Below are 24,896 nucleotides of genomic sequence, written 5' to 3' on the forward strand. Positions count from 1 at the left end.
TCAGAGCCTTTCAGCAGCAGCTGGTGCCGCTGGTGTCGGTGGGGGCGCAGCAGGACCCGGCGTCGGCGGTGTCGGTGAGCCCGAGCATGGTGATCCCGGCCGGTGCGACTGTGGCCGGGGCCTCGGTAAGTCCGGCCCACTTGGCGAGCTGGGCGCGGTCCGGGTAGCGGCCGGTCTGCGCGGTCACCCCATCCACCAGCACCAGCGGGAGGCCTTCGGAGCCGGCGACCTGCAGGAACGCCGTGACCGGTTCGCGCTCGGCGAACGCGAGCGGTTCGCTGGCCAGGTTGAATCGGGCGATGTCTCCGCCCTGGGAGCGGACCCAGTCCAGGTCGGCGGAGAAGGTGACCAACGCCTGGTCGACGTCGTCACCGCAGACGCCGGTGTTGCAGCACAGGGCGGGTTCGAAAACTTCAATGGTGGACATGGTTGCTCCTCGGGCGGTTCAGGATTCGGTGGTGGTCAGCTGGCCGGCGAGCCGGGTGACGCGGGCGGCGATGTCGTCGCGGACCAGGCGCATCCGCTCGATGCCCTCGATCCCGCGCTCGGACGGCTCATCGGTGTCCCAGTTCTCGAACCGGGTGCCCTCCACCGGGTCGACGCGGGCCTCCCGGCCCAGGGTGACCACCAGGTCGACGTCCCGGACCAGCTGCGGGTCGATCAGCGTCGGGGTCTCCCCGGTGATGTCCACCCCCACCTCCAGCAGAGATTCGGCGGAGAGGGCGTTGACGGCGGTGCCGGGTTTCGTTCCCGCCGAAAACACCTCGACGGTGTCACCGGCAACCTTGCGCATCAGTCCGGCGGCCATTTGGGACTTGCCGCCGTTCTTCACACACACGAACAACACGGAGGGTTTACTCGTCACGCGATCCTCCTCAGTTCCCGGCCGCCGCGGTGGCTGTGGCGGCATCGACGGTGTTGGCGGTGATGTCGCCGCGCTCGGCCAGCCAGCGTTCGGCGTCCATCGCGGCGGAACATCCGGTGCCGGCGGCGGTGATCGCCTGCTGGTAGATGTGATCCACCAGGTCGCCGGCGGCGAAGACACCGTCCAGTGAGGTGGCCGTCGAGGGCGAGGCCACCCGCACGTAGCCGGCCTCGTCGAGGTCGACCTGGCCTTTGACCAGTTCGCTGCGCGGGTCGTGGCCGATGGCGACGAACATGCCGGTGACGTCCAGCGTGGAGGTCTCACCGGTGACGGTGTCGCGGATCACGAGGCCGGTGACGCTGCTCTCGCCCAGCACCTCGACGGGTTCGGCGTTGGTGACGAACCGGATCTTCGCATTGGTCTTCGCGCGCTCGAGCATGATGCGTGAGGCACGGAACTCCTCACGCCGGTGCACCACGGTGACGCTGTTAGCGAAGCGGGTGAGGAAGGTGGCCTCCTCCATGGCGGAGTCGCCGCCGCCGACCACGACGATGTCCTGGTCCTTGAAGAAGAATCCGTCACAGGTGGCGCACGCGCTGACACCGCGGCCGAGGAGGCGCTCCTCGCCCGGGATGCCGAGGTAACGGGCTGCGGCGCCCATCGCCAGGATCACGGCGTGCGCCTGGTACGTCTCGCCGTTCACGACGACCTTCTTGATCGGGCCGGTGAGGTCGATCGCCTCGACGTCCTCGGTGCGGATGTCGGCACCGAACCGCTTGGCCTGCTCGCGCATCTCGTCCATCAGCTCGGGGCCCATGATGCCGCCGCGGAATCCGGGGAAGTTCTCGACCTCGGTGGTGGTCATGAGAGCGCCACCGAACTGGGTTCCCTCGAACAACAGGGGCTCGAGTTCCGCGCGGGCGGCGTAGACGCCGGCGGTGTATCCGGCGGGCCCGGAGCCGACGATGATCAGGTCGAAGACCGTGGTCGGGGAAGTCACGAGGATCAGATCCTTTCTGCCAGTGGCAGACGTTGAGGTCAGCTGGTAGCGGGCTGGGTGGTGAGCTCGGCGATCAGGGCCTCGACCTTGGCCTTGATCTCGTCGCGGATCGGGCGCACCGACTCGATGCCCTGACCGGCCGGGTCCTCGAGGACCCAGTCCCGGTAGCTCTTGCCCGGGAAGACCGGGCAGGCGTCGCCGCAGCCCATGGTGATCACCACGTCGGAGGCCTGCACCGCGTCGACGGTGAGGATCTTCGGGGACTCGGCGCTGATGTCGATACCCAGTTCGGCCATCGCTTCGACCGCGGCGGGGTTGACGGTGTCGGCGGGGGCGGATCCGGCGGAGCGAACCTCGATCCGATCGCCGGCGAGGTGGGCGAGGAATCCGGCGGCCATCTGGGAACGGCCGGCGTTGTGGACACAGACGAACAGCACGCTGGGGCGAGAAGTCATGAGAGTCAACCTTTCACAAGTTTTGGCAGAGAAAGCAGAGAAAGCAGTGCGGGTGAAGGATCAAACGCGGTCCGGCTCCGCGGCGTGCAGGGCCTGGTCGGCGAAACGTTTACGCAGCGCAAGGGACACGTAGACCAGGCCGACGAGGACCGGGACCTCGATCAGCGGGCCGACGACCCCGGCCAACGCCTGCCCGGAGGTGGCGCCGTAGGTAGCGATCGCGACGGCGATGGCGAGTTCGAAGTTGTTGCCCGCGGCGGTGAACGCCAATGTGGTGGTGCGCTCGTAACCCAGTCCCATCGCCGCGCCGAGGGCGTAGCCGCCGCCCCACATGATCGCGAAGTACGCCAGCAAAGGAATCGCGATCCGGACGACGTCCCACGGCTGGGACGTGATCTGCTCACCCTGCAGCGCGAAGAGGATCACGATCGTGAACAGCAGGCCGTACAGCGCCCACGGCCCGATCTTCGGAATGAACTTCGTCTCGTACCACGTGCGGCCTCTGGCCTTTTCGCCGAACCGGCGGGTCAGGTAACCGGCGAGCAGCGGGATGCCCAGGAAGATCAGCACCGACTTCGCGATCTGCCACGGCGAGGTGTCGATGGTGGTCTGCTCGAGGCCGAGCCAGCCGGGCAGAACCGAGAGGTAGAACCAGCCGAGGATGGCGAACATGATCACCTGGAACACCGAGTTGATCGCGACCAGCACGGCCGCGGCCTCGCGATCCCCGCAGGCGAGGTCGTTCCAGATGATCACCATGGCGATGCAGCGGGCCAAGCCGACGATGATCAGGCCAGTGCGGTACTCCGGCAGATCCGGCAGCAGCAGCCAGGCCAGGGCGAACATCAGCGCCGGTCCCAGCACCCAGTTCAGCACCAACGATCCGATGAGCAGTCTGCGATCACCGGTGACGGTATCGAGGCGGTCGTAGCGGACCTTGGCGAGCACCGGGTACATCATGATCAGCAGGCCGAGGGCGATCGGCAACGAGATGCCGTCGATCTCGACCGCGGACAGCGCATCGCCCAGGCCGGGAATCATCCGGCCGAGGAGCAGTCCGGCGACCATGGCGACGCCGATCCACACCGGCAGGAACCGGTCCAGGGTGGAGAGTTTCCCGACGACGGCGGGGTGCTCTGTGGTGGTGGCCTCGCTCATGCGGGGACCTCCGTCTCGGCGCAGGCCGCGCCCGCGGTCAGCGTCGGGGTGCCTTCGACGAGGAGGACGGCGGACAGTTGCTGCAGCGCCGACGGGATCACCCAGTAGTAGACCCAGGTGCCGCGGCGCTCGCAGTCCAGCAGCCCGGCCTGACGCAGCACCTTCAGGTGATGGGAGATCGTCGGCTGGGACAGGTCGATCGTGGCGGAGATGTCGCACACGCAGGCCTCGCCGCCGGCGTGGGAGGCGATCAGGCTCAGCAGGCGCAGGCGGACCGGGTCACCGAGTGCCTTGAACATCCGGGCCAGATCCCCGGCCCAGTCCTCGGTCAGGGGTTCGCGTGCCAGGGGTGAGCAGCATGCGCCGCTCTCCGCCTCGTCTTGTTTCGACATATGTCGATATTGACAGAGTTCAAATCAGGGTGCAAACCAACATCCGGTGAACGGCGAGGCCGACGTCAGGCGTGTGCGGACTTGACTCGATAGTTGGGTACGGGGTTGAGAATGGCGGCATGCGTAGCAGTGAGGTCGCCGCTGTCACCGGGGTGAATGTGCAGACGCTGCGGTATTACGAGCGCCGCGGCCTGTTGGCGCCGCCGCCGCGGTCGCCGGCCGGGTATCGGGCGTATCCGGCCGACGCCGTGGCGGTGGTCCGATTCGTCAAACGCGCTCAGGGGCACGGGTTCAGCCTCGACGAGATCGAGGACCTGCTGCATCTGGCCGAGGGTGGACCGGAGGACTGCGACACGGCGCGGGAACTCGCCGAGGCCAAGCTGGCTCAGCTGGCCGAGAAGATCGCCGACCTGCAACGCATGCAGCGGTCCCTCTCCGATCTCGTCGCCACCTGCGAGCGGCCACGCACCGACCGGTGCTGCCCGCTGCTGCACACCCTGCACACCGACGGAGATGACCGATGAGGCTGGAAATCCTGCAGGTTCCAGGTTGCCCCAACGTGGCGTTGCTCGAGCATCGGCTCGAGGATGTTCTGGCAGATCAGCAGTCCGAGGTAAGAATCTCGCATCGGGTGATCGATGACCCGGCGGCCGCCGCCGACGCCGGCATGACCGGCTCACCCACCCTGCTCGTCGACGGCGCGGACCCGTTCGCCGCACCCGGGCTGGTGCCGAGTGTGTCCTGTCGGCTCTATCCCGCCGAGGGTGGCGGGGTCGGGGGCGCCCCGTCGGTGGCGGCGTTGCGGCAGGCGTTGCACACGGCCGCGGCCGACACGGCGGGCGAGCCCGCCGACGGCCGGGGCGACTGCTGCTCGGCGGGTGCTGCGGCGGAATCGCCGCTGGCCGGGTTGGGTGGATGGCGCGATGCGGCACGGCCGCAGACTCCGGCCGAGCGGGCGGTCCATCATGCGATTCTGCGGGCGTTCGCCGACCGCGGCGAAGCGCCCGAGGAGGCCGAACTGGACTCGGTGGCAGCCGAATTCGGCGATCCGGGTCGGCGGGTCCTGGACCGGTTGCACGCCGCGGACGTGATCCGGCTCGATCCGGCCGGGCGGATCGCCTCGGCGTATCCGTTCTCCACCTCGCCGACCCCGCACCGGGTGCGCATCGGGGGCGGGGCGGGCGTGTACGCGATGTGCGCGGTCGACGCGCTGGGGATATCCGCAATGCTCGGCGCCGAGGTGATGATCGAATCGGCCGATCCGGTGACCGGTGGGCGCATCACCGTGACCGTGCGGGGTGAGAACGCCATCGCGACCCCGGCCACCGTGGTGGTGTTCGTCGGGGCGGCGGCCGGGCACGGCCCCTCCGCGGAAACCTGCTGCACCACCTTGAACTTCTTCACCGACCGCGACACCGCCCGGTCGTGGGCCGAGGAGCACCCGCAGGTCGGCGGCATCGTCGCCGACCGGGCCGACGCCACCCGTCTCGGGGCGAGAATCTTCGGCGGGGCGCTCACCACCTGATGGCGGGGCGCCGATGCGCTCAGCCGAGGGTGAGCTGGGCGCGGTGGAAGTCGAAGTGCTTACCCGGGTACCGGTACACCTGCTCGAGGGTCATGACCTCGTCGAAAAACGGATCCCAGCGCACCGGAAAGGCCATGCTGCGCCGCAGATCGGCTTCCGATTCCCGCGCCAGAGAGCGTTGCAGCTTGGCGATGACGCGGTCGCAGTGGCGGCCCATCCGGCGGCGGTCGAACACCGTGGCCGCCGCGCACGATCCGAGATAATTGATCTGATGGAACAGCGGTGTCCCCGCGTCCAGGGCGCGGGCGAATCCGCGGCCGACCCGGTCGGGCAGCCGGGAGAACACCCGGACCAGCACCAACAGTCGGCGCACCACCATGTAGCCGAACACCATGTGGAACAGCAACTGCTCGTTCGTCCAGCGGGTGCCGTCCGATCGGCGGTCGAGATCTGCCGCGGTGGCGTTGCCGAGGAGTTCGTGCAGTGCCAGGCGGGCGCGGTCGAGGTCGGCGGCGATCGCCGCGCGGTCGACCGGTGATGCGGTTGACATGGTGCGCCTCGAGACTGAGGGGTCGGTGCGGGGTTATTCGGCGGCGGAGGTGCGGCGTTCGAGGAAGACGGTGTCGCGCCAGATGCCGTCGAGTTGGGCGATGCGTTCGCGCACGCCGATGGTGCGGAATCCGGCGGAGTGGTGCAGGGCGATGCTGGCCCGGTTCTCCGGGAAGATCGAGGTCTGCAGCGTCCACACTCCGGCCTCGTCGGCGGCGATGACCTGGGTGCGCAGCAGGGCCTTGCCGACGCCGCGACCGCGCATCCCGTCGGCGACGTAAATCGAGTTCTCGGCGACGCCCTGGTAGCAGTCCCGCCCGGAGGTCGGGGTCAGCGCCGCCCAGCCGACCACGACGTCGTCGATCTCGGCGACCCACCGATGATCGGGGAGCCACTGTGCGTCGAGGGTGTCCCGGTCAGGGACTTCGGTGGTGAAGGTGGCGGTGCGGGTGGCGATCCCCTCGCCGTAGATCCGGCGCACCCTCTCCCAGTCGCCGTCTGCCATGGGGCGGACGGTGACGTCGTCAGGGAGGTCGTCCGGGCAGCACGGGCGCGGGGTCAGGACGCCCATCACCGCATCGGCGGCATGCGGCAGGCCGGTGCAGCAGGACGGGTTCACCCTGACGACGGTGCTGGTGCCGTTCTTTTCGGCGGTGACGAAGCCGACGTCGGCGAGCTTGCGGACGTGATGCGAGACGGTGGGCTGCCCGATCCCCAGCGCCTCGGCCAACTCACCGACGGTGATGCCCGCGGGATGACTGGCGACCTGATGCAGCAGCCGGACCCGGGTCGGGTCGGCCAGGCAGGCGAACCACCCGGCGTAAGTGGCCGCATCGTCCGGCGCCAACGCATCCACCTGATCGGCGCCGGGGGTGCGGAGGGCCGGCATGTCCAGGGAAGTCATGGGTTCACTATATCGATATCCGTCGATGGTTGCATTCATCGACACATGTCGATACTCTCCCAACTTAGAGGATCGATGAACGTCGATGGAAGGATTTTCGAGATGAACACCTTGCCCGTAGTCGTCGTAGGGGCCGGACCGGTCGGCCTCGCCGCCGCCGCACAGCTGCGTGAACGAGGCCTGACGGCGCTGGTCTTCGAACGCGGGGAGAGCGCCGGTGCCGCGATCGCGGAGTGGAATCACGTGCGGCTGTTCTCCCGCTGGGGTGAACTGATCGACCCCGCCGCCCGCCGTCTGCTCGAGACCACCGACTGGACCGCCCCGGACGACGACGCGTACCCGACCGGCCAGGACTGGACCCGCGACTACCTGGTCCCCTTGGCGAACGCGCTCGGCAACGACATCGTGCAGCTGAACACCGAGGTGGTCGGCGTGGCCCGCCGCGGCCGCGACCGGGTCGTCGACGCCGGCCGCGACACCGAACCACTGTCGGTGCACCTGCGCCGATCGGACGGCACCGAGGGCCGCATCACCGCGCAGGCGGTCATCGACGCCTCCGGCACCTGGACCACCCCCAACCCCCTCGGCGGGGAGGGCCTGCCCGCCCTCGGCGAGCGCGACGCCGTCGATGTCATCGAGTACCGGGTCCCGAACCTCGCCGACGAGGCAGTGCGAGCGAGGTATGCGGGCAAGCACATCGTGATCGCCGGCAGCGGGCACTCAGCGATGACCGCCATCGTCGCTTTGGCCGACTTGGAGAAGCAGGCACCGGGCACCCGGATCAGCTGGGTGCTGCGCCGCGGCGACGTCGGCTCCACCTTCGGCGGCGGGGAGGACGATCAGCTGCCCGCCCGCGGCGCCCTCGGCCTGCGCGCCAAGGCGGCCGTGGACGCCGGACTGCTGACTGTGGTTCCCGGATTCCGCACCGCCACCATCGAACCCGCCGACGACGATGACCGGGTGGTGTTGGTCTCCGACACCGGTGCCCGCATCGACGACGTCGATCGGGTGGTGGTGCTCACCGGGTTCCGCCCGGACCTGTCCTGGCTCTCGGAGATTCGCCTCGGGCTGGATCCGGTGCTGCAGGCCCCCACCCAGTTGGCGCCGTTGATCGACCCGAACGTGCACTCCTGCGGCACCGTCTACCCACACGGGGTGGCCGAGCTGTCGCATCCGGAACCGAATGTGTTCCTGGCCGGGATGAAGAGCTACGGGCGGGCGCCGACGTTCCTGGCGATGACCGGCTACGAGCAGGTCCGCTCCATCGCCGCCGCCCTCGACGGGGACCATGACGCCGCGGCCCGGGTCGAGCTGACCCTCCCCGAGACCGGGGTGTGCGGCGGGGCGGGGGTGTTCGACGACCCCGACACCACCTCGGCTGACGCCGAGGATGCCTCCGCTGGGTGCTGCCCCGCCCCGGCTCAGGCGCTGATCACTCTGTCCGCCCGTGCGGGCGGATAACCCGTGGCCGACACCAGGACCCTCCCGCAGACCACCCCATCGCTCGATGAGGGTGGGCTGCGGCGGGTCCTGGCGGTGCTGTGCCTGACCGAGATCACCAGCTGGGGCATCCTGTACTACGCGTTTCCGGTGCTGTCGGTGTCCATTTCGGCCGATACCGGGTGGTCCCTGCCGGTGATTGTGGCAGCGTTCTCCCTGTCCCAGCTCGCCGCCGCCCTGACGGGCATCCCGGTGGGGCGGATCATCGACCGGGTCGGCCCGCGGGCGGTGATGACCGCCGGATCCGTTCTTGCCGTTCCGTCCCTGTTGGTGGTGGCGGCCGCCCCGAACCTGCCGATCTTCTACGCGGGATGGATCGCTGCTGGGATCGCGATGGGCGCGGTGCTGTATCCGCCGGCGTTCGCCGCGCTGACCCGCTGGTACGGCGACGGCTACGTCAAGGCGCTGATGATCCTCACCCTCGCCGCCGGGCTGGCCAGCACCGTCTTCGCCCCGCTGACCGCGGCCTTGGTGGACCGATACGACTGGCGGGCCACGTATCTCGTCCTCGCCGCGATCCTGGCGATCATCACCGTGCCCGGCCACCTGCTGGGTTTGCGCGGACGCTGGCCGCACCCACCCACACCGACCGGCACGCACCCGGTCGATCACCGCGACGCCTCCCACAGCCGCGCGTTCCTCGCCCTCGTCATCGCACTGAGCCTGGGGGCGTTCGCCGCGTTCGCCGGGGTGTTCAACCTGGTGCCGCTGCTGATCGAGCAGGGCTTCTCCCCGTCGCTGGCCGCGCTGACGTTGGGGTTGGGTGGCGCCGGGCAGGTCCTCGGCCGCATCGGGTACCTGCCGCTGGCGGCGCGCACCACCGCCCGCACCCGGATCGTGGTGATCCTCGCCGCCACCGCCGCGTCTACGGCGTTGCTCGGGATCGCCTCCACCACCCTCGCTTTGATCGGGGTCGCGATTGGGGCCGGGCTGATCCGCGGGATCTTCACCCTGATCCAGGCCACCGCGATCACCGACCGGTGGGGTGCCACCCACTACGGACGCCTGAACGGGCTGATGTCCGCGCCGGTCGTCATCGTCATGGCCCTCGCCCCGTGGGCGGGGACCGCGTTGTCGGCGTGGACGGGCAGCTACGCCCACGCGTACCTGCTCCTCGCCGCCCTTGCTGTGGTCGCCGCCCTCGTCGGCGCCGCCAGCATCCCTCACCATCGGCATTGCGACGCCGCCACCACTTCCTGACCGTCTTTGGCAACCCTCGAAGGGACAACTGAATTGACCGACTACGGCGCCCTGGTCGTCGGCGGCGGTCAGTCCGGCCTCGCCGCCGCCCACCACCTCCGCACACGGGGGTTGAACCCGGCGATCCTCGAGGCCGGCGACGAACCGGTCGGGTCCTGGCCGCACTACTACGACAGCCTCACCCTGTTCTCCCCGGCGAAATACAGTGCCCTGCCCGCACTGCCGTTTCCTGGTGACCCGGATCGGTATCCGCGCCGCGACGAAGTGGTCGACTACCTGCGCCGGTACGCGAAAACTCTCGACGTCGACATTCACGTCAATCACCGGGTCCTCACGGTCGATCACGACGGACGTGCGTTCACCGCCCACACCGGCACCGGCTCCGCGTTCACCGCACCCCGATTGATCGCGGCGACCGGTGGTTTCGGCGCACCCCACCTTCCCGATTTACCCGGGCAGGAGCGTTTCACCGGGAAGGTGCAGCACGCCAGCGACTACCGGTCACCGGCCGAGTTCGCCGGGCAATCGGTGATCGTCGTCGGGGCCGGGAACTCCGCGGTGCAGATCGCCGCCGAACTCGCTGACGTTGCCGACGAGGTCGTGCTGGCCAGCCGGAGTCCGGTGAAGTTCGTGCCGCAACGCCCGTGGGGGAAGGACATGCATTTCTGGTTCACCGTCACCGGACTCGACGCCGCCCCGATCGGACACCTACTGAAAACGGCGCCGACGGCACCGGTGTTCGACACCGGCCGCTACAAAACAGCCCTGACCGCGGGCAAACCCCGAGTGCGGCCGATGTTCACCGCCCTCGACGGAAACGAAGCGATCTGGGCAGACGGCACCCGCACCGGTGTGGACACGGTCCTGCTCGCCACCGGCTACACCCCGCACCTGCCGTACCTGGCCGGGGTGCGGGCGCTCACCGACACCGGCCGGCCCCGCCACCGTCGAGGTCTGTCCACCACTCACCGCGGGCTCGGGTACCTGGGATTGGAGTGGCAGCGGTCGCTGTCGTCGGCGGCGCTGCGCGGGGTGGGCCGCGACGCCGCGCATCTGGTGCGCCGTCTTACCCGCGGCCACTCGAGCTGATCGGAGGCCGCAATCGGCGGCGGGTGCGTCCGAATCGCGGTTGGTTCGTCTGAGGAGGTAACTCTCATCCACGACGGGATGGGAGCACACCGTCCTTCGAAAGGAACTCCTTCGATGACCACCCACCTGCTTTCTCCCACCGGAACCGGCCGCGAGGCCGGCGGCCTCGGCGGGGGCGTGCGATGACCGCCCCCGCCGTCCTCGTCGAGGATCTGCACGTCGCCTACGGCAAGACCTGGGCACTTGACGGCGTCGACCTGACCGCAGCCGCCGGAAGCACGCTCGGAGTGCTCGGCCACAACGGCGCCGGCAAGACCACCCTGATCCGCACCCTGACCACCCTGGTGCGCCCCACCGTCGGCCGCGTGCAGATCGAGGGCCTCGACATCGTCGCCGACGCCACCGCGGTGCGCCGCCGGATCGGGGTGACCGGCCAATACGCCGGCCTCGACGAATTCCTCACCGCCCGCGAGAACCTGGAGCTGATCGGCCGCCTGACCGGGCTGCGCCGCACCGCCCGCGCGCGAGCCGATGCGTTGATCGACCGACTCGGACTGGACGAGTACGCGGCTCGGCGAGTCGGGGAACTCTCCGGGGGCTCCCGCCGCCGGATCGACCTGGCCGCCAGCCTGGTCGGCTCCCCGACGGTGCTGTTCCTGGACGAGCCCACCACCGGCCTCGACCCGATCGCCCGCGCCGGGCTGTGGGACGTCGTCGACGAGCTCACCGAGGCGGGCACCACGGTCGTGCTCACCACCCAGTACCTCGAGGAAGCCGACCGGCTCGCCGACCACATCGTGGTCCTCAGCCGCGGCCGGGTCGCCGCCCGCGGCACCCCCACCGAACTGAAACGGATCGTCGGCGGCAAGGTCCTGACCGCCACCGTCCCCACCGGCCAGCTCGCCGATCTACCGTTCATCCCGGACACCGACCACCGAGTCGACGACAACCGGGTTCGGGTGTCGGTCACCGTCGACGACGCCCCCGCCGCGACCGAACTGATCGCCCACCTGCACCGAAGCCGCATCGACGTCACCGACCTGGACGTCACCTCACCGAGCCTCGACGACGTCTTCACCCACCTCGCCCACACCACCGGAGCCCACAAATGACCACCACCACTGCGATCGGGCGCCCCTCGGCCTTGGACCAGCTCGCCGCCCTGACCGTCCGCAACCTGCGCACCAGCGCCCGCGTCCCGCAGCTGCTGATGTTCTCGCTGACCATGCCGATGGCGATGCTGGTGCTGTTCAGCCAGGTCTTCCTTCGCGTCGCCGCCGGACCCGGCTTCCCACCCGGGGTCAGCTACATCGTCTTCCTCACCCCGGCCATGCTCGCCGTATCCACAGTGATGGCCGGCACCAACGCCGGAGTGTCCGCCGCGATCGACCACACCAACGGCCTGCACGACCGCTTCGCGGCCCTGCCCATGCGGGCGGCGCTGCCGGGGGTGGCCCGCACCATCAACGAGGCCGTCTTCACCCTCGCCCGGGCCGCGCTGCTCGGGATCGCCGCCGTCGCTTTGGGTTTCGAGTTCCACGGCACCGCAGGTGATGCCGTCGCCGCCGTCCTGGTGCTGGTGGTGCTGGCCGGGGCGATGAGCGCCCTGTTCGGGCTGATCGGGGACCGGCTCCGCCGCCCGGACGTGGTCCAGTTCGCCGGGATGATGGTGATGATGCCGCTGATGTTCATCTCGAGTGCGTTCGCGCCGATCGAGACCATGCCCGGCTGGATGCAGGCCATGGCCACGGTGAATCCGGTCGCACACGCCACCGACGCCCTCCGCGGCCACGTCCTCGGCACCGCCACCGCCGGCGACACCGCCGCAGCCCTGGTCGCGGCGATCGGGTTGTGGGCGGTGGTGACCGCCGTGCCCGCCTTCACCCGCGTGGTCCGGTCGGCACGCACCCGCTGAAAACGAACCCGCCCCGCCGCTCCCCACAAGGGAGAGACGGGGCGGGTTCTGGTGTGCGCTCCTCGTGCGGATCCGGGCATTCTTCCGGCCCCTACCCGTAGAGACGGCAGGGGCCCGGCTGGTGTGCTGTGGTCAGCGGATGCGCCCGGAGCGGGCGTCGACGGCGCTCATGCGGCGGCGTCGAGCAGATGCAGTTCCTCCGCCACGATCAGATCGACCTCTTCGCTGGTCAAACCCGACAACAGATGTGTGGTCAGCATCGCTCTCACCTCCTCACCGCGCTTCAACTGGTACGTCGAACCGGAGAATCCGAAATCGACATCGACACCCATACAGACGAGGAACTTCGGATTCGGACGCAGGTGCGTCCGATGCCGGTCACTGTCGTCCGTACCTCTGGAAGGACCCTGGCCCGAGGGGTCGCCCCCGCGCCTCGGGGCGCGGATGCTGGAGACGGAGAGGAACCACAGATCATGAACGAGGACACGGCCACCACCGCGACGGCACCAGCGGATCTCGACCAGCTCTGGCGCAGCTTCTCGAGCGATCTGCGGGCCTTCATCGCCCGCCGGGTCTCCCGGCCCGAGGACGCCGACGACATTCTGTCGATCGTGTTCCTGCGGATGGCCAAGAGCCTGGACAACCTGCGCGAGCAGGACCGGCTCCTGGGCTGGATGTATGCCATCACCCGCAACGCGATCACCGACTACTACCGGTCCGCGCCCCATCGGCGTGAGCTGGCCGTCGACGCCGTCCCCGACAACCCACCGGCCGGCGAACCGGACGCCGACGAGGCGGCGGAGAAAGAACTCGCCTCGTGCCTGGTGCCGATGCTGTCGGGGCTGCCCGCCGAGCAGGCGGCGGCGGTGAAGATGGTCGACCTCGACGCCCGCACTCACGCCGCGGCTGCCGGGGATGCGGGAATTTCGGTGTCCGGGATGAAGTCCCGCGTCCAGCGTGGCCGCGCCGCCCTCCAGGCCCGATTGCACGCCTGCTGTCAGATCAGCCAGGACCGGACCGGTCACGTGCACGACTACCAGCCCCGCGGCGGGGGAGCCTGCGCCTGCGGAGCCACAACCCCGGCGGACCGGTAGACCGACACACCGGCTCTGGTGACAGGAGTCCGGTCGCCCTACGTCACTACGCACGGACAGCGGTGCGGTGCGAGCCCATTCGCTCGCACCGCACCGCCGTATTGCGGGATGAACGGCTACTGGCAGCCGCATCCGCCGCCGGCCGTCGCCGCCGGACCGCAGCATGTCGACTTCTCGCTCTGATCGCAGCAGGTGGTCTGCCGTTCGGTGCTGCAACACGTGGTCGCCGCGGCCTGCGGGGTTGCGTCCGTCCGATCCGTCGCCGGGTTCTCGAACTTGTTGGGGTTGGTCATGGTGACTCCTTGATCCGTGGGGATGGGTACCAGGACAGACGAAGAAGAACGAGAAAGGACGCACCCCCTTGGCCAGGCTGTGGGAGAGCCGCTTTCGTGCAGGTCACCGGCTGCGGTGTTGCGTCGACGCAACCGGCACCGACACAATGTGGGTGCCCGAGGCAGTAGCCGAGGGAAGTGGTTCGTGTAGGAGGTCTCCGGGGCGTAACCACCCCCTGTCGGCAGCCCCACCCAGCGGTTTCCAGCCTTGCGCGCCCACCACACACGGTGAACGCCCAATATTTCGAGGGGCGTTCTCGTTTGTCAGATCCGCAGCCCGGTGATGAGGTCGGTGATCTTCGCCCGCATATCCCCACTTGCGACACTTCGATCCGGTGGCAGCCCGCGTTCGGTGTACCGCTATGTCGAGGAGGGTCGGCGAGCAGCTCGTAGTCCGGGGAAGTACGTCAAAAGGCAAGTAGGTCACAGTTATCCGCCGTTGCAGGGTTCCGTCGCGTGTGTGACACCGAGTCTGCGTTCACTCTCCCCGCCGACATCTGTCGAACTTCTCGTCGATCATGGATCGACGGTCACCGGATAGAGGGATAGGAGCGAACTTGAACGTGGGAGTGCTGTCACAGCAGAGGTGGACGATGCCTTTCTATGACTTCCGTCGGCAGTGGGCGGACGTTGAACATCTTGTGCCCGGGGTAAGCGACGTGGTGGGTCTGGCAAGGCGAAGTTCGTGCAGCGGCCGCCGGGGCCGTTCGAGGTCGGCGGCGATCTCTGCACGATCGACCTCCTGATCGACCATGGCGACCCCCTTACATGCGGTTGCCCCCAAGTCTGCCGCGGAAGTCGCCACGGTTGTTAGATACCCCACCGGGTACTTGCATACCCCTGGGGGTATCAGGCACCCTGGTCGTATTGCAGGTGACGATCCCTGTCAGGAGGAGACCGGATGATTCTCGAGCAGTACTACATCGAGTGCCTGTCGCACGCGTCGTACCTGATCGGCGACGAAGCGACGGGTCGGGCGATCGTGGTCGATCCACGCCGTGACGTCACCGAGTACCTCGCCGACGCGCGTCGATATGGGCTGCGGATCGAGGGAGTGATCAATACCCACTTCCACGCGGACTTCGTCTCCGGGCACCTGGAGTTGGTGGAGGCGACCGGCGGCTGGATCGGCTTCGGGGAGGCGGCGCAGACCGAGTACCCGATCCGCCGGTTGGCGCACGGCGAGCATCTTTCGCTAGGGGAGGTCGACCTCGAGGTGCTGGCCACCCCGGGGCATACCTGGGAGTCGATCAGCCTGCTCGTGCGCGAGACCCCCGGCGCGGTCCCCACTGCGGTGCTGACCGGGGATTCGCTGTTCATCGGCGATGTCGGCCGCCCGGACCTGGCCAATCTCGGGGGCGGCAGCAACACCGACCTGGCCCGGGCGATGTATCGCACCGTCCATCGGGTGCTGTTGCCGCTGCCGGATTCGGTGACGGTGCTGCCCGCGCACGGCGCCGGGTCGTCCTGCGGGAAGAACCTGTCGGCGGAGCTGACCTCGACCATCGGGGAACAACGCCGCACCAATCCGTCGGTGCAGCCGATGAGCGAAGCGGACTTCGTCGCCTTGATCACCGACGGCCAGCCGGCGGCGCCGGCGTACTTCTCGGTCGATGCCGCCCTGAACAAGGCCGCTCGCCCGGTCCTCGATCAGCAGCGCCGGGTTCCCGCGGTGACTGCGGCCCGGCTGCGGGCCGCGCTCACGGCCGGGGTCCGGGTGCTCGATGCCCGCAGCGTCGCCGATTTCACCGCCGGGCACCTGCGCGGATCGGTGAACGTCGGTTTCGACGGCCGGTTCGCCGAAACCGGTGGGATGGTCGCCGACATCGGTGAGGACATCGTGCTGATCACCTACCCCGGGCAGGAGCAGGACGCGGCCATGCGGCTGGCCCGCATCGGCTCCGACGCCGTGATCGGCTACTTCAACACCGATGCCGACGGGGCGTTTCCCGGTGGGCTGGCCGATATCGTCCGGACGGCGCCGCGGACCACCGTCACCGAGCTCGGCGGCCTGCTCGCCGACGGCGCGATCACGTTGATCGACATCCGCAATCCCGGCGAACGCGGCGCTGGTGTGATCCCGGGATCGGTGCCGATCCCGTTGCCGCAGCTACGTTCCCGCGTCGGTGACCTGCCGGGCGGCAAGCCGATCGTGGTGCACTGCGCCGGCGGTTGGCGGTCGAGTGTCGCCGCGTCCCTGCTCCGTGCCCACGGGATCGAGCAGGTCAGCGACCTGGTCGGCGGCTACAACGCCTGGGCCGAGCAGTCGATGCCGGTCTGACCTTTCTTCGCTCTCCCGCACACCCGATGTGCCCGGCGCCCGAACCGGCGGCCTGGCTGCCGGGTGTCGGAAGCGGCTGCGCCGCAGAGAATTTCCCCCGGTCACCGCCGGGGTTCCACCAACACCGTTGTTTACCAGGAGGACTGATCATGTGTTATCCCGTCGCGTGCCGCCGGTGCGGAAAAATGACCTGGGGAGGCTGCGGCCGGCATGTCGACGACGTCATGCAGTCGGTGCCGGCATCCGAGTGGTGCTCGTGTGCGCCGGTGTCCGAGCCCGCGCCGAGGGCCGGGTTCTTCGGCTCCCTTTTCCGCCGCTGACCCCCGCGAATCCGCCCCGCGACCGGCGGTCGGTGTGCACCGCCGGGCACGAGATGCCGGTCCGAGGTGAGAGGAGGATCCGGTGACGGTTGTGCTGGCCCTGACGCTCGGGGCCGTGATCGGGATCCTGCTCGGGCTCCTCGGCGGCGGTGGGTCGATCCTCGCGGTCCCGGGCCTGGTGTACGGGCTCGGGATCCCGCTCGACCAGGCGGTGCCGATGTCGCTCCTCGTGATCGGCGTCGCCTCGCTGTTCGGGGCCGTGCCGAAGATCCGGGCGGGGCAGATCCAGTGGCGGGTCATGGCGGTCTTCGCCGGCACCGGTGTCGTGGCCGCGTTCGCCGGCAGCGCGGTCAACCGACTGCTGCCGCCCGCGGTCACCCTCGGCGGGTTCGCGGTGGTGATGATCGCCTCCGCGATCCGGATGCTGTCGAGCACCGAGAGCGTCGGGACCGCCTGCCGCGCGGACGGCGCCTCGGCCATCGACTGGCGCCGCTGCACGTCCCGTTCCGTCCCGGCGGGCCTCGGTGTGGGTTTTCTGACCGGGCTGTTCGGGGTGGGCGGCGGTTTCCTCATCATCCCCGCCCTCGTCCTGCTGCTCGGGGTGCAGATGGCCGTCGCCGTGGGCACGTCACTGCTGATCGTCGCCGTGAACTCCGGGGCGGGGCTCATCGCCTACCTCGGTCATCTGCGCCTGGACTGGGCGCTGGTTGCGGTGTTCACGGTGACCGCCGTCGGTGGATCGCTTCTCGCGGGCCGCTACGGCGGGCACGTCGACAAGGCCCGGTTGCAACGGTGGTTCGCCGTCCTGATCTTCGCGGTGGCGGGATTCGTCCTGATCGAGGTGCTCGCGCTGCGATGACCCACACTCGCGAGCCACGCACTCCACACTCATATACCCCGGGGGGTAGCCTGGGGCAGGTTGTTTTCTTTCACAGGAGGTTTCGTCATGGTCGGTGACGACGACAGTGTTGCATTGGTGCTCAACAGGCTTCGGCGGGCGCACGGACAGCTCGCCGGGGTGATCTCGATGATCGAGCAGGGCCGTGACTGCAAGGACGTCGTCACCCAGCTGGCCGCGGTCTCGCGGGCCCTGGACCGGGCCGGGTTCAAGATCGTCGCCTCCGGTCTGCGTGAGTGCCTGACCGGCAACACCGCCGAGAACGCCGAACCGATGACCGAAGCCGAACTCGAGAAGCTGTTTCTGGCGTTGGCCTGACCGGGGTCCCGCAACTGCGATCCCTCGGCGTTCGGCGGCGCGATAAACGGCGTGTCAGCCCGCGGGTGCGGGAGCTGGAGCAGGTTCGACCGGAGCCGGGGCAGGCGGAAGTTGCACGGGATCAGCGACCGAAGGCATCGGCGTCACCGGTGCGTCGGCGTCGTTGTAGGTCTTGAGGATCGTGGTGACGATGCCGGTGAGCTCGTTGAAGATCAGCGAGCCGTTCTCGAAGTCCGCCCGCCGCCCACCCGGGATCGGGTACTCGTCGGAGGTCGGCAGGCCGATCTCGCCGGTGTCGGCGCCGACGTTTTGCCAGGTCTTGAAGATTTCGCCGAGCACCGACCACACGCCGTTGGCGGAGGTGTAGACGGCGCCGTTGGTGAACTTCGCGGCGCTGTTGCCTGCCTTGGCCGGCAGCAGTCCGGTGATCGCCGGGCCGAGTCTGCCGGTGTCGCCGCCCTCGGCCGCCCACTTCTGTGCGACCGGGGACGGGTCGGTGAGCCGGAGCAGTTCGGTGACCAGGGCCGGGATTCCGGCGCCGAGACTCGAGCTGGCGTCGGTGCCGGGACTGCCGGACGGTGCCGGGGTGTCGCCGTCGGCCGGTGCCGGGGTGCTCGCCGGTGCATCCGACGCGAGGGACGCGCTGCCGCCGCCCAGGTTGGCCGCGGCGATCTGCCGGATCTCGTCCATGTGCCGGTACCCGGCGTCGCCGTTGCAGCTGGTGTTGCCGACATCGCGGTGCGCGAAGATGATCGGCAGGTCGACCGCTTCCCCCTCGGCGTAGGGGGTGAATTCGGTGCCCTCGGAGTACATGGTGGTGTGGCCGAGCGGGTCGAGTCCGGCCTTGCCCAGTTTCCAGCCGAGGAACTTGCCGACCGAGTCGAGGGTGACCTGCGGCGGATCCTCGGAGGAGAAGTCGCCCATCATCGCGATACCGGTGGTGTTCTCGTTGAACCCGCCGGAGTGGGCGCCCTGGACGGGACGGTCGAGACCGCCGGCGCGGCCCTCGAAGATCTGCCCGTACTTGTCGACGAGGACGTTGTAGCCGACGTCGCACCAGCCGAGCGTCTGGGCGTGGTAGGCGTAGATTCCGCGGACGATCTCGGCCGACTCGGTCTTCGAGTAGTCGTTGCTGCCGTCGGTGTGGTGGACGGCGGCGCCGCCGATGAAGTCGTCGTAGTCGGGGTCCTGGCAGCGGATCGACTCGTCGGCCCCCCACTGCGCCCGGGAGATGACCTTCGGGCCGGTCCCGTCCAACGGGGCGGCGACGTCGGCGAGGGTCGCGTCGCCCGGGCCGCTGCCCGGTTCGATCAGCACGGCGGTGACGTCGTCGTGGCCGGTCTGCGCGGGCTGCTGACGCAGCGGCGTGTTGACGGCCGCCGGCGTGTACCCGAGCGGCGCCGCGCCCGCAGGCGCGGGCCCCGGTGCCGGGGCGGGTGCGGGGGCGGGTGCGGGGACCAGCGCTTCCCCGGGCGTCGCCGGGAGGGCGGGAAGTCCCGGAACGGCGGCGGCCGCCTGATTCGCGATCGGGGTGAGGATCTGGATCGCCTTGGTGAGGCCGACGTACACGGGCTCGGTGGCGACCTTGCCGCCGGCGGCGGCCTGGTCGGTGCGGCGGGTGTCGATCATGTCCGGGGAGATCCACTGTCCCCAGGTGCCGTCCGCCTGCAACGCGCGGACCTTCGACTCGGCGGAGGCCGCGGTCTGCGAGGTGAGCGCCACCATGCTGAACGGGGTGTCGCGGGTCAACTCCTTCACGATCGCGCCCGGCTGCTGATCGGCCGGCGGCGCGAGGCTCGGGTCGGACACGTCGCCCGGTGCGGGCACCTTCAGCGGGATCTGCAGGTTCGGCAGCTGCAGGCCGCCGGGCAGCTGCAGGTTGCTCGGGATCTGAATCGTGTCGGGAAGCTTGATGTTCCGGAGATCGCCGAGGTTGACGTCGGGCAGGTTCAGGCCCGTCAGTTCCTTCAGCGGGATCACGATGTCGGGGATCTGGGACAGGGCGACCTGGGCGATCTGCGTGGACACCGTGACGGCCTGGGACTCGTTCGTGGAGCGCACTGCGGCCGGTGCGCTGGTGAGGCCGTAGACCGCGACGGGACTGGCGACAGCCACTGCCGCGATCGCCGCGACAATGAGCGAAGGACTCCGGCGGCGGTACAAGGGCACTCCTCTGTTGCAGTTTCCCGGACATCGGATCGTGCGAGGTTTGTGCGTGGAACTGGACGAATGTCTTGTTCTCCGAACAACATCCGCTGCAGAAGCGGACCTGCGGCCGGCGCCCCGCCGGTCTTGATCACTCTGGTCACAATAGTCACAGCAGGCGCAACATTCAATCTGAAGTTGAGACTTTGGGGTTGCGCGCCGGTGGTGACGTGGCCCGTCAGGTGCGGGCGGGACCGATCGCCGTCGGCGCGCCGCGGCGGGGCATGGCGGCCGCGGTCAGGGCCGCACCGACGGCGGTGACGGCCGCGCTCACCAGCAGCACCGTGGTCATGCCGTCCATGAAGGCGACCGGGGTGGCGGCGTGTTGCCCGGCGAGCAGGCTGCCGAGCACGGCGACCCCGAAGGCGCCGCCGACGTAGCGGAAGGTCATGGTGATCGCGATGCCGGAGCCGGACCGTTCGGGGGGCAGGACACCGAGGACGGCGTCGACCGCCGGGGCCAGCGCCGCTCCGACGCCCGCCCCGACGGCGGCGAGCCAGGTGGCGGTCACCGGGTAGCCGGTGGCCGCGTCGGTGGTGGCGCCGAGGGTCAGGCCGGCGGTGGCCAGGAGCAGTCCACCGGCGACCGGGACGCGGACCCCGCACAGCGCCGCGAGGCGCTCGCCGAGCGGTGCGCCCACGACGATGCCGCCGATGACCGGCAGCAACCGCAGTCCGGTGCCGAAGGCGTCGTAGCCGCCGACCAGGTGCAGGTACTGGGGCACCGCGAACAGCAGCCCGAGCAGCGCGAAACTGGCCAGCGCCGCGGCGACGCTGCCCCAGACGAACAGCGGCTCACCGAACAGGGGCAGGTCGATGATCGGATGCCGGGTGTGTCGTTGCCACCAGACGAACACCGCCACCAGCGCCAGGCCCCCGGCCAGGGCGGCGACCGTGACCGGATCGGTCCAGCCCCGGGTGGGTGCCTCGATCACCCCGTAGACGACGGCCACCAACCCGGTGGTGGCCAGCACGGCGCCGAGGACGTCGACCGGCCGCGGGGCCGGGTCCCGGAACTCGGGGATCAGCAGCGCGGTGGCCACCAGCGCGGCCGCCGCGACCGGCACGTTGATCAGGAAGATCGACCCCCACCAGTAGTGATCGAGCAGCCAGCCGCCGATCAGCGGGCCGAGCGGGATACCGGCACCCATCGCGGCGATCACCACCGACAGCGCCTTCGCCCGCTCGCGGGCGTCGGGGAACAGCACCGGCAGCGTCGCCAGGGCGATCGGGGTGAGCACCGCGGCCCCCAGCCCCATCACCGCGCGGGCCGCGATCACCGGTCCCGCGGTGTGCGCCGCCGCCGCCACCAGCGATCCGGTCGCGAACAGGGCCAGGCCGGCCAGCATCGACCGCCGGTGACCGTAGCGGTCGCCGAGCGCCCCGCACGGCAGCATCAGGCCGGCGAACACCAGCACGTAGGCGTTGACCATCCACTGCAGATCCGCGGTGTCGGCACCGAGGTCCGCCGCGATGGTGGGCAGCGCGACGTTGAGGATGGTGATGTCGAAGCCGAGGGTCAGGACCGCCAGTGTCAGCGGCAGCAACGCCCACCACCGGCGGTGTTCGGGTGTGTGCATGAGCGTGCTCCTCCACCGCCGAACCGAATAGCGGCGATATCATCGTCGCCCAACGATGTAACTACCAAACATGTTATCATCGCCGTATGACGATTGATAGTGATGGGTGCCTGGTCTCCGGCACCGGCTCGAAGTTGGATGCGGCGGTGGCGTTGTTCCACAGCCTCTCCGACGGCACCCGGCTGGCGATCGTGCGCCGCCTCGCCGACGGGGAGGCCCGGGTGGCGGACCTGGTCGGCGAACTCGGTATGGCGCAGTCGACGGTGTCGGCGCACATGGCGTGCCTGCGGGACTGCGGTCTGGTGCAGGGCCGCCCGCAGGGCCGGCAGGTGTTCTACTCGCTGACCCGCCCCGAGCTGCTGGACCTGCTGGCGTCGGCGGAAACCCTCCTCGCCGCCACCGGGAATGCGGTGGCGCTGTGCCCGAACTACGGCACCGACGCCGCCGCCGGCCCGGGGGTGACCGCATGAGCGACGCCTGCGGCTGCGGCCACGACGAACCCCGCCCCGAGGGCGAGGAGGAGCACGAACCGGAAAAACTGTGGCAGATCACCGAGATCCGGGCCGCGGCCGCCGCCGGGGTGCTGCTGCTGGCCGGACTGATCACCGGCTGGGTCGGCGGACCCGATCCGGTGAAGTTGGCGCTCGAAGCGCTCGCGTTGGCCGTCGCCGGCTACACCTTCGTCCCCTCCACCCTGAAGCGGCTGGCCAAGGGCAAGATCGGCGTCGGCACCCTGATGACGATCGCCGCGGTCGGCGCGGTGATCCTCGGCGAGGTCGGCGAGGCCGCGATGCTCGCGTTCCTCTTCGCGATCAGTGAGGGCCTCGAGGAGTACGCGGTCACCCGCACCCGCCGCGGCCTGCGCGCGCTGCTGTCCCTGGTCCCCGACACCGCCACCGTGATCCGCGACGGCCGTGAGCAGACGGTGCCACCGGCCGAGTTGGTGCTCGGGGAGATCATGATCGTCAAACCCGGGGAACGGATCGCCACCGACGGCACCATCCGGGCCGGGCGCACCGCGCTCGACACCTCGGCGATCACCGGCGAATCCGTGCCCGTCGAGGCCGGCCCCGGCGACGAGGTGTTCGCCGGCTCCATCAACGGCACCGGCGTCCTCGAGGTCGAGGTGACCGCGGGCGCCGAGGACAACTCGCTGGCCAAGATCGTGAAGATCGTCGAGGCCGAACAGTCCCGCAAGGGCGAGGCCCAGCGCCTCGCCGACAAGATCGCCAAACCCCTGGTCCCGACGATCATGGTCGCCGCCGCGATCATCGCCGCCGTGGGCAGCCTGCTCGGCGAGCCGCGGGTGTGGATCGAACGCGCCCTGGTCGTGCTGGTGGCCGCCTCCCCGTGCGCGCTGGCCATCGCCGTCCCGGTCACCGTCGTCGCCGCGATCGGCGCCGCCAGCAAACTCGGCGTCCTGGTCAAGGGCGGCGCCGCCCTCGAGGCCCTCGGCCGAATCCGCGGGATCGCGCTGGACAAGACCGGCACCCTCACCCGCAACAAGCCGGTCGTCATCGACGTCGCCACCACGAACGGTGCCACCCGCGACGAGGTGCTCGCGGTGGCCGCGGCGCTCGAGGCGCGCAGCGAACACCCCCTCGCCGCCGCGATCCTCGCCGCCGTCGACGACTACGCCCCGGCCGAGGACGTGGAGTCCGTCACCAGCGCCGGCCTGACCGGGCGCCTGCACGGCGCCGCCGTCCGGCTCGGACGACCGGGCTGGATCGAGCCCGGCCCACTGGCCGACGAGGTGGAGCGGATGCAGCACGCCGGAGCCACCGCCGTACTCATCGAACGCGACGGCCTGGTGCTCGGTGCCATCGCGGTCCGCGACGAACTGCGCCCGGAGGCCGTCGAGGTCGTCGCCGGGCTGCACCGCGACGGCTACCACGTGGCGATGCTGACCGGTGACAACGAGCGCACCGCCCGCGCCCTGGCCGCGGATGTCGGGATCGACGAGGTGCACGCGGACCTGCGCCCGGAGGACAAGGCCCGCATCATCGACGACCTGCAAGGCCGGCGGTCGACGGCGATGGTCGGCGACGGCGTCAACGACGCCCCTGCCCTGGCGACCGCGGATCTCGGTATCGCGATGGGCGCGATGGGCACCGATGTGGCCATCGAAACCGCCGACGTCGCCCTGATGGGTGAGGACCTGCGGCACCTGCCGCAGGCCCTGGCCCACGCCCGCCGCTCGCGCCGCATCATGCTGCAGAACGTCGGGTTGTCGCTGGCGATCATCACCGTCCTGATGCCGCTGGCCCTGTTCGGGGTCCTCGGCCTGGCCGCCGTGGTCCTGGTGCACGAGGTCGCCGAAATCGTGGTCATCGCCAACGGTGTCCGGGCCGGCCGCGCCCAGGCCCTCACCACCGGGTCGGTACCCGCCCCGGCGGCGGGGAAGGTCGAGGCCCGCACGTGAGCGATACAGCGGCTCGATCGACCCGCACGGGTTGGTCGCGGCGGGTTCTTGCGGTCGTCGGTGTCGCGCTCGCCGCCGTCGCACTGCTGGTCGAACCCGTTGCGCGCCGCGAACTTTCCGATGATCGCACCGTCGACCTGGGATTGCTGCAACTGAAGTTGGCGTACAACAGCGGTGTCGCGTTCAGCGTCGGCGACCAGCTGCCGGCCTGGATCGTCCTCGCGGGCACCGCCACCATCACCCTCGGTGTCGGTATCTACGCGTGGCGCACCGTCCCCACCAGTTCGCTGGTGGCGGTGGTGGGTTTCTCGGCGATCGTCGCCGGCGCGGCCGCCAACGTGATCGACCGCGCCGTCGACGGGAAGGTCACCGACTATTTCCACACCGGCTGGTGGCCCACCTTCAACCTCGCCGACACCTACCTCACCTGCGGTGTCGTGCTGCTCATCGCAGCACTGCTCTGGGAGTCCACCCACGCCCCCGCTGATCCCACGCCCGCGAAGGAGAGTTCGACATGACCGCCATGCCCGATCGCATCCGATCCGTCTACACCGCGGAGATGACCGCCGCCCGCGACACGGCGGACGACAACGCGCGGTGGGCGCATCTCGAACGGGCGCACATCCTGTCCCAGCCGTACCCGTGGCCGCACACCCGCAACCACCTCGCCATGCTCACCCTGGCGCTACGGCAACACGATCGCCGCGAGGCCCTCGGGCAGATCGTGCGGGTCATCGTCGCCGCGCCCGGTTCGCTGGCCGGCCGCTACCCGGAGGGCAACACCGGCCGCACCCGCGCCGGACTGACCACCCGGATGCCGATGCCCGCGGACCTGGCTGGCACCATCACCGGAACCCGTGACCGGTAAGAGCATCGGGCGGACCAGTGCCGCTCG

Annotated in this window: 27 protein-coding genes; 16 read left to right on the forward strand and 11 right to left on the reverse strand. The window is 69.8% G+C overall.

All coding sequences use genetic code 11. The features are described 5' to 3' along the window. Positions 1–10: 10 nt before the first annotated feature. From arsD to QM806_RS25985, 6 genes are all read right to left on the reverse strand, one after another. Complete coding sequence (gene arsD, locus QM806_RS25960; RefSeq protein ID WP_283293260.1) at positions 11–427, reverse strand: arsenite efflux transporter metallochaperone ArsD; 417 nt, start codon at positions 425–427, stop codon at positions 11–13. Positions 428–445: 18 nt separating this feature from the next. After that, complete coding sequence (locus QM806_RS25965) at positions 446–808, reverse strand: arsenate-mycothiol transferase ArsC (protein WP_283293347.1); 363 nt, start codon at positions 806–808, stop codon at positions 446–448. Between the two features lie 67 nt (positions 809–875). Further along, a complete protein-coding gene (gene trxB, locus QM806_RS25970; protein WP_283293261.1) occupies positions 876–1,865 on the reverse strand; it encodes a thioredoxin-disulfide reductase in 990 nt (329 codons plus the stop codon). Between the two features lie 38 nt (positions 1,866–1,903). Beyond that, positions 1,904–2,320 (reverse strand): arsenate reductase ArsC, encoded by a 417-nt coding sequence (locus QM806_RS25975; RefSeq protein WP_283293262.1) that lies wholly within the window; start codon positions 2,318–2,320, stop codon positions 1,904–1,906. A 60-nt stretch (positions 2,321–2,380) separates the two neighbouring features. Continuing rightward, a complete protein-coding gene (gene arsB, locus QM806_RS25980) occupies positions 2,381–3,478 on the reverse strand; it encodes an ACR3 family arsenite efflux transporter (protein WP_283293263.1) in 1,098 nt (365 codons plus the stop codon). Next, positions 3,475–3,870 (reverse strand): ArsR/SmtB family transcription factor, encoded by a 396-nt coding sequence (locus QM806_RS25985; protein ID WP_283293264.1) that lies wholly within the window; start codon positions 3,868–3,870, stop codon positions 3,475–3,477. Before QM806_RS25985 ends, arsB begins: the two co-directional genes overlap by 4 nt. A 119-nt stretch (positions 3,871–3,989) precedes the next feature. On the opposite strand from QM806_RS25985, the gene QM806_RS25990 reads away from it, so the two are divergent. Continuing rightward, positions 3,990–4,394 carry a MerR family transcriptional regulator gene (locus QM806_RS25990; protein ID WP_283293265.1) on the forward strand — a complete coding sequence of 135 codons (405 nt, stop codon included), beginning with the start codon at positions 3,990–3,992 and terminating at the stop codon, positions 4,392–4,394. Next, the gene (locus QM806_RS25995) at positions 4,391–5,395 is read left to right on the forward strand and encodes an alkylmercury lyase family protein (RefSeq protein ID WP_283293266.1); all 1,005 of its coding nucleotides are present in this window, start codon (positions 4,391–4,393) and stop codon (positions 5,393–5,395) included. The genes QM806_RS25990 and QM806_RS25995 overlap by 4 nt, the downstream gene beginning before the upstream one ends. A gap of 19 nt (positions 5,396–5,414) precedes the next feature. Here the strand turns inward: QM806_RS25995 and QM806_RS26000 are convergent, their stop codons facing one another. After that, positions 5,415–5,945 carry a DinB family protein gene (locus QM806_RS26000; protein ID WP_283293267.1) on the reverse strand — a complete coding sequence of 177 codons (531 nt, stop codon included), beginning with the start codon at positions 5,943–5,945 and terminating at the stop codon, positions 5,415–5,417. A gap of 33 nt (positions 5,946–5,978) precedes the next feature. Next, positions 5,979–6,848, reverse strand: a complete 870-nt coding sequence (locus tag QM806_RS26005) for a helix-turn-helix domain-containing GNAT family N-acetyltransferase (RefSeq protein ID WP_283293268.1) — start codon at positions 6,846–6,848, stop codon at positions 5,979–5,981. A 102-nt stretch (positions 6,849–6,950) separates the two neighbouring features. Between QM806_RS26005 and QM806_RS26010 the strand changes: the two genes are divergently transcribed. The 6 genes from QM806_RS26010 (at position 6,951) to QM806_RS26035 (ending at position 13,646) form a co-directional block, all read left to right on the forward strand. Further along, complete coding sequence (locus QM806_RS26010; RefSeq protein WP_283293269.1) at positions 6,951–8,309, forward strand: NAD(P)-binding domain-containing protein; 1,359 nt, start codon at positions 6,951–6,953, stop codon at positions 8,307–8,309. A gap of 3 nt (positions 8,310–8,312) precedes the next feature. Then, the gene (locus QM806_RS26015) at positions 8,313–9,548 is read left to right on the forward strand and encodes an MFS transporter (protein ID WP_283293270.1); all 1,236 of its coding nucleotides are present in this window, start codon (positions 8,313–8,315) and stop codon (positions 9,546–9,548) included. Between the two features lie 33 nt (positions 9,549–9,581). Next, positions 9,582–10,637, forward strand: a complete 1,056-nt coding sequence (locus tag QM806_RS26020) for a flavin-containing monooxygenase (RefSeq protein WP_283293271.1) — start codon at positions 9,582–9,584, stop codon at positions 10,635–10,637. A 182-nt stretch (positions 10,638–10,819) separates the two neighbouring features. Then, positions 10,820–11,749 carry an ATP-binding cassette domain-containing protein gene (locus tag QM806_RS26025; protein ID WP_283293272.1) on the forward strand — a complete coding sequence of 310 codons (930 nt, stop codon included), beginning with the start codon at positions 10,820–10,822 and terminating at the stop codon, positions 11,747–11,749. After that, positions 11,746–12,552 (forward strand): ABC transporter permease, encoded by an 807-nt coding sequence (locus QM806_RS26030; protein WP_283293273.1) that lies wholly within the window; start codon positions 11,746–11,748, stop codon positions 12,550–12,552. The genes QM806_RS26025 and QM806_RS26030 overlap by 4 nt, the downstream gene beginning before the upstream one ends. Before the next feature lie 473 nt (positions 12,553–13,025). After that, positions 13,026–13,646, forward strand: coding sequence for a sigma-70 family RNA polymerase sigma factor (locus tag QM806_RS26035; protein WP_283293274.1), 621 nt, complete (start codon positions 13,026–13,028; stop codon positions 13,644–13,646). A gap of 116 nt (positions 13,647–13,762) precedes the next feature. On the opposite strand, the gene QM806_RS26040 is transcribed toward QM806_RS26035, so the two are convergent. After that, positions 13,763–13,939, reverse strand: a complete 177-nt coding sequence (locus tag QM806_RS26040) for a hypothetical protein (protein WP_283293275.1) — start codon at positions 13,937–13,939, stop codon at positions 13,763–13,765. 940 nt (positions 13,940–14,879) lie between these two features. Here QM806_RS26040 and QM806_RS26045 point away from each other — a divergent pair. From QM806_RS26045 to QM806_RS26055, 4 genes are all read left to right on the forward strand, one after another. Next, the gene (locus QM806_RS26045; protein WP_283293276.1) at positions 14,880–16,259 is read left to right on the forward strand and encodes an MBL fold metallo-hydrolase; all 1,380 of its coding nucleotides are present in this window, start codon (positions 14,880–14,882) and stop codon (positions 16,257–16,259) included. A gap of 149 nt (positions 16,260–16,408) precedes the next feature. Beyond that, positions 16,409–16,579 carry a DUF8730 family Cys-rich protein gene (locus QM806_RS41785; protein WP_502943886.1) on the forward strand — a complete coding sequence of 57 codons (171 nt, stop codon included), beginning with the start codon at positions 16,409–16,411 and terminating at the stop codon, positions 16,577–16,579. Between the two features lie 82 nt (positions 16,580–16,661). Continuing rightward, on the forward strand, positions 16,662–17,438 hold the full coding sequence (locus QM806_RS26050; protein ID WP_283293277.1) for a sulfite exporter TauE/SafE family protein: 777 nt from the start codon (positions 16,662–16,664) through the stop codon (positions 17,436–17,438). Between the two features lie 87 nt (positions 17,439–17,525). Continuing rightward, the gene (locus QM806_RS26055) at positions 17,526–17,795 is read left to right on the forward strand and encodes a metal-sensitive transcriptional regulator (RefSeq protein WP_095866271.1); all 270 of its coding nucleotides are present in this window, start codon (positions 17,526–17,528) and stop codon (positions 17,793–17,795) included. A gap of 54 nt (positions 17,796–17,849) precedes the next feature. Here the strand turns inward: QM806_RS26055 and QM806_RS26060 are convergent, their stop codons facing one another. Together QM806_RS26060 and QM806_RS26065 are read right to left on the reverse strand one after the other, a co-directional pair. Next, the gene (locus QM806_RS26060; RefSeq protein ID WP_502943887.1) at positions 17,850–19,910 is read right to left on the reverse strand and encodes an N-acetylmuramoyl-L-alanine amidase; all 2,061 of its coding nucleotides are present in this window, start codon (positions 19,908–19,910) and stop codon (positions 17,850–17,852) included. Between the two features lie 268 nt (positions 19,911–20,178). Continuing rightward, positions 20,179–21,579, reverse strand: coding sequence for an MFS transporter (locus QM806_RS26065; RefSeq protein WP_283293279.1), 1,401 nt, complete (start codon positions 21,577–21,579; stop codon positions 20,179–20,181). 86 nt (positions 21,580–21,665) lie between these two features. Here QM806_RS26065 and QM806_RS26070 point away from each other — a divergent pair, with 86 nt between their 5' ends. The 4 genes from QM806_RS26070 to QM806_RS26085 are packed head-to-tail and all read left to right on the forward strand — an operon-like array spanning position 21,666 to position 24,869. Then, positions 21,666–22,049 carry an ArsR/SmtB family transcription factor gene (locus QM806_RS26070; RefSeq protein WP_283293280.1) on the forward strand — a complete coding sequence of 128 codons (384 nt, stop codon included), beginning with the start codon at positions 21,666–21,668 and terminating at the stop codon, positions 22,047–22,049. Beyond that, positions 22,046–24,001, forward strand: a complete 1,956-nt coding sequence (locus QM806_RS26075; protein WP_283293281.1) for a heavy metal translocating P-type ATPase — start codon at positions 22,046–22,048, stop codon at positions 23,999–24,001. The genes QM806_RS26070 and QM806_RS26075 overlap by 4 nt, the downstream gene beginning before the upstream one ends. Continuing rightward, the gene (locus QM806_RS26080) at positions 23,998–24,519 is read left to right on the forward strand and encodes a signal peptidase II (RefSeq protein WP_283293282.1); all 522 of its coding nucleotides are present in this window, start codon (positions 23,998–24,000) and stop codon (positions 24,517–24,519) included. The genes QM806_RS26075 and QM806_RS26080 overlap by 4 nt, the downstream gene beginning before the upstream one ends. After that, positions 24,516–24,869, forward strand: a complete 354-nt coding sequence (locus QM806_RS26085) for a DUF3703 domain-containing protein (protein WP_283293283.1) — start codon at positions 24,516–24,518, stop codon at positions 24,867–24,869. Before QM806_RS26080 ends, QM806_RS26085 begins: the two co-directional genes overlap by 4 nt. The last annotated feature ends 27 nt before the right edge of the window (positions 24,870–24,896 follow it).

The organism is Rhodococcus sp. IEGM 1351 (assembly GCF_030056875.1).
Taxonomy (GTDB): domain Bacteria; phylum Actinomycetota; class Actinomycetes; order Mycobacteriales; family Mycobacteriaceae; genus Rhodococcus_F; species Rhodococcus_F opacus.

What these genes read in the sequence shown, in the direction of transcription:
- arsD (WP_283293260.1), bottom strand. Translation starts at nt 427, where the DNA reads ATGTCCACCATTGAAGTTTTCGAACCCGCCCTGTGCTGCAACACCGGC.
- QM806_RS25965 (WP_283293347.1), bottom strand. Translation starts at nt 808, where the DNA reads ATGGCCGCCGGACTGATGCGCAAGGTTGCCGGTGACACCGTCGAGGTG.
- QM806_RS25975 (WP_283293262.1), bottom strand. Translation starts at nt 2,320, where the DNA reads ATGACTTCTCGCCCCAGCGTGCTGTTCGTCTGTGTCCACAACGCCGGC.
- arsB (WP_283293263.1), bottom strand. Translation starts at nt 3,478, where the DNA reads ATGAGCGAGGCCACCACCACAGAGCACCCCGCCGTCGTCGGGAAACTC.
- QM806_RS25985 (WP_283293264.1), bottom strand. Translation starts at nt 3,870, where the DNA reads ATGTCGAAACAAGACGAGGCGGAGAGCGGCGCATGCTGCTCACCCCTG.
- QM806_RS25990 (WP_283293265.1), top strand. Translation starts at nt 3,990, where the DNA reads ATGCGTAGCAGTGAGGTCGCCGCTGTCACCGGGGTGAATGTGCAGACG.
- QM806_RS25995 (WP_283293266.1), top strand. Translation starts at nt 4,391, where the DNA reads ATGAGGCTGGAAATCCTGCAGGTTCCAGGTTGCCCCAACGTGGCGTTG.
- QM806_RS26000 (WP_283293267.1), bottom strand. Translation starts at nt 5,945, where the DNA reads ATGTCAACCGCATCACCGGTCGACCGCGCGGCGATCGCCGCCGACCTC.
- QM806_RS26005 (WP_283293268.1), bottom strand. Translation starts at nt 6,848, where the DNA reads ATGACTTCCCTGGACATGCCGGCCCTCCGCACCCCCGGCGCCGATCAG.
- QM806_RS26010 (WP_283293269.1), top strand. Translation starts at nt 6,951, where the DNA reads ATGAACACCTTGCCCGTAGTCGTCGTAGGGGCCGGACCGGTCGGCCTC.
- QM806_RS26025 (WP_283293272.1), top strand. Translation starts at nt 10,820, where the DNA reads ATGACCGCCCCCGCCGTCCTCGTCGAGGATCTGCACGTCGCCTACGGC.
- QM806_RS26030 (WP_283293273.1), top strand. Translation starts at nt 11,746, where the DNA reads ATGACCACCACCACTGCGATCGGGCGCCCCTCGGCCTTGGACCAGCTC.
- QM806_RS26035 (WP_283293274.1), top strand. Translation starts at nt 13,026, where the DNA reads ATGAACGAGGACACGGCCACCACCGCGACGGCACCAGCGGATCTCGAC.
- QM806_RS26040 (WP_283293275.1), bottom strand. Translation starts at nt 13,939, where the DNA reads ATGACCAACCCCAACAAGTTCGAGAACCCGGCGACGGATCGGACGGAC.
- QM806_RS26045 (WP_283293276.1), top strand. Translation starts at nt 14,880, where the DNA reads ATGATTCTCGAGCAGTACTACATCGAGTGCCTGTCGCACGCGTCGTAC.
- QM806_RS41785 (WP_502943886.1), top strand. Translation starts at nt 16,409, where the DNA reads ATGTGTTATCCCGTCGCGTGCCGCCGGTGCGGAAAAATGACCTGGGGA.
- QM806_RS26055 (WP_095866271.1), top strand. Translation starts at nt 17,526, where the DNA reads ATGGTCGGTGACGACGACAGTGTTGCATTGGTGCTCAACAGGCTTCGG.
- QM806_RS26065 (WP_283293279.1), bottom strand. Translation starts at nt 21,579, where the DNA reads ATGCACACACCCGAACACCGCCGGTGGTGGGCGTTGCTGCCGCTGACA.
- QM806_RS26070 (WP_283293280.1), top strand. Translation starts at nt 21,666, where the DNA reads ATGACGATTGATAGTGATGGGTGCCTGGTCTCCGGCACCGGCTCGAAG.
- QM806_RS26075 (WP_283293281.1), top strand. Translation starts at nt 22,046, where the DNA reads ATGAGCGACGCCTGCGGCTGCGGCCACGACGAACCCCGCCCCGAGGGC.
- QM806_RS26085 (WP_283293283.1), top strand. Translation starts at nt 24,516, where the DNA reads ATGACCGCCATGCCCGATCGCATCCGATCCGTCTACACCGCGGAGATG.